The organism is Rhizobacter sp. P1_G5 (genome assembly GCF_056405435.1).
This window is the reverse complement of the sequence record NZ_JBFUCB010000693.1, coordinates 1-3,011: the sequence shown is the minus strand read 5'-3', so window position 1 is coordinate 3,011 and position 3,011 is coordinate 1. Positions and strand designations below refer to the sequence as shown.

The following is a 3,011-nucleotide window of genomic DNA, read 5'->3' as shown; positions in this document are numbered from 1 at the left end:
GGCCTCGATTCGCTGATGGCGGTGGAGCTGCGCAACCTGCTCGGCAAGAGTGTCGGCCGCACGCTGGCCGCGACGGTGACCTTCGACCACCCGTCGGTCGCGGCGCTGACCGAGCACCTGGCGAGCGAGGTGTTCGCGGACCAGTTCGAGCCGGCCGCTGCCGCGGCGCCCGCCGCGGTGTCGGCACCCCCACCCGCGGACAGCCTCGATGCGCTGTCCGAAGATGAACTCGCGATGCAGCTGATGCGACGCCTCGACGGCATCGGCATCCAGGAGACTCCGTGACCGACACCCGGCAGACCCCCGACTACGCCGCGCTGCTGAAGCGCTCGCTGCAGGCCATCGACCAGCTCGAGGCGAGGCTGAAGGCCGTCGAGCAGTCGCGCCACGAGCCGATCGCGATCGTCGGCATCGGCTGCCGCTTCCCCGGCGACGGCGACACGCCCGACGCGTTCTGGCGCTTCCTCGAGAGCGGCACCGACGGCGTCACCGAGGTGCCGAAGGAGCGCTGGGATGCCGACGCCTGCTTCGACGCCGACCCCGACGTGCCCGGCAAGAGCTACACCCGCTGGGGCGGCTTCGTGAAGGACGTCGATCGCTTCGACGCGCACTTCTTCGGCATCTCGCCGCGCGAGGCCGTCAGCCTCGACCCGCAGCAGCGGCTGCTGCTGGAGGTGACCTGGGAGTCGCTCGAACACGCCGGCATCGCGCCGTCGTCGCTGGCCGGCAGCCAGACCGCCGTCTACATGGGCATCACGACGCACGACTATGCGAACCAGCTGTCCGAGGCGATCGGCTCGCGCTTCGGCGATGCCTATACGCCCTCGGGCACCGCGCACAGCGTGGCGGCCGGGCGGCTGTCGTACTTCCTCGGGCTGCACGGGCCCAACGTCGCGATCGACACCGCGTGCTCGTCGTCGCTGGTCGCGATCCACTGGGCGGTGCAGAGCCTGCGCAGCGGCGAAGCCGACCTCGCGCTCGCCGGCGGCGTGAACCTCACGCTGACGGCCGACGGCTCGATCCTGACCTCGCGCGCCCGCATGATGTCGTTCGACGGCCGCTGCAAGACCTTCGACGACGCGGCCGACGGCTATGTGCGTGGCGAGGGCTGCGGCGTCGTCGTGCTGAAGCGGCTGTCCGATGCGCAGCGCGACGGCGACCGCGTGATCGCGCTGGTGCGCGGCTCGGCGCTGAACCAGGACGGCCGCAGCAGCGGCCTGACCGCACCGAACGGCACCGCGCAGGAGGCGGTGATCCGYGCCGCGCTCGCCAACGCGCGCGTGAAACCCGACGAGATCAGCTACGTCGAGGCGCACGGCACCGGCACGCCGCTCGGCGACCCGATCGAGGTCAAGGCGCTGCACCAGGTCTACGGCCAGCGACCGGCCGACACGCCGCTGATGATCGGTTCGGTGAAGACCAACATCGGCCACCTGGAAGCGGCCGCCGGCGTGGCCGGCGTCATCAAGGTCGCGCTGGCGCTGCAGCACCGCACGATCCCGCCGCACCTGCACCTGAAGCGGCCGAACCACCTGATCGCCTGGGACGAGATGCCGATCACGGTGCCGACCGTGCCGACGCCGTGGCCCGATGCCGGCCGGCCGCGGCGCGCGAGCGTCAGCTCGTTCGGGTTCAGCGGCACGAATGCGCATGTGATCCTGGAAGAGGCGCCGCCCGCCGTGCCAGCGGTCTTGCCCGCGCAGGCGCAGCAGCTCATTGTGCTGAGCGCGCAGACGCCCGCCGCACTCGAAGCTGCCGCCCGCCGCCTGGCCGATGCGGCCGGCACGGCGCCACTCGACCAGATCGCCGCGACGCTCGCGCTCGGCCGTTCGCCGTTCATCGAGCGGCTGGCGGTGGTTGCCGACAGCGCCGACGCCTTGAAGGCACGGCTCGGCGAATTCATCGCCGGCGCGCCGACCGCCGGCGCCTCGCGCGGCCGCGCCGTCGGCGGCACGGCGCCGGAACTCGTGTTCCTGTTCACCGGCCAGGGCGCGCAGGTTGCCGGCATGGGCCGCGCGCTGTACGACGCCGAGCCGGTGTTCCGCGCCGCGCTCGACGAGTGCGAACGCATCACGGCACCCCTGCTCGGCCTCGGCCTGCTCGACGTGATGTGGAACGACGCCGAACGGCTCGACGACACCGCGTTCACGCAGCCGGCGCTGTTCGCGATCGAGTACGCGCTCGCGCAGCTGTGGCAATCGTGGGGCGTCAAGCCGACCGCGGTGATGGGCCACAGCGTCGGCGAGTACGTCGCGGCCTGCGTGGCCGGCGTGTTCAGCCTCGCGGACGGGCTGAAGCTGATCGTCGAACGGGGCCGGCTGATGAGCGCGCTGCCGCGCGATGGCGCGATGGCGGCGGTCTTCACCGACGAGGCCACCGTGCGCGCCGCGATCGCGCGGGATGCCTCCGTGCTCGCCATCGCCGCGGCGAACGGCCCGCAGAACACCGTGATCTCCGGCCGTGCCGACGCGGTCGACGCGGCGCTGGAGCGGCTCGCGGTCGCCGGCATCGAGGCGCAGCGGCTGAAGGTCTCGCACGCCTTCCACTCGCCGCTGATGGAGCCGATGCTCGATGCGTTCGAGGCGGTCGCGTCGCAGGTGGAGTTCCGTGCGCCGCAGCTGGTGCTGGCGTCGAACGTGACCGGCCGGTTGGCGGGTGACGAGGTCTGTCAACCGGGCTACTGGCGCCGCCATGTGCGCGACGCTGTGCGCTTCGGCGATTCGATCGCCGCGCTGCAGGCCGACGGCTTGCGCGTCTTCATCGAGGTCGGCCCGCAGCCGACGCTGCTGAACATGGCGCAGCGTGGCAGCGTGATGCCCGACAGCGCGTGGATCCCGTCGCTGCGCAAGGGGCGCGACGACGTGGTGTCGCTGCTCGACAGCCTGGGCCAGCTGTTCGTGCGCGGCGTGCGGCCGGACTGGGCCGCGGTGCAGGGTGGCGCGCGGCCGCGGGCGACGCTGCCGGCGTACCCGTTCCAGCGCGAACACTATTGGCAAAGCTTCGAACCCCGC

At 72.3% G+C, this 3,011-nt stretch carries 2 protein-coding genes; both read left to right on the top strand.

Annotation, left to right across the window (positions count from 1 at the left end; all coding sequences use genetic code 11):
- On the top strand, positions 1 to 285 hold a 285-nt coding region (locus AC1D12_RS29605; protein WP_477844766.1), incomplete at its 5' end, for an acyl carrier protein.
- A partial coding sequence (locus AC1D12_RS29600) for a type I polyketide synthase (protein WP_477844764.1) occupies positions 282 to 3,011 on the top strand: 2,730 nt, incomplete at its 3' end. The genes AC1D12_RS29605 and AC1D12_RS29600, both read left to right, overlap by 4 nt.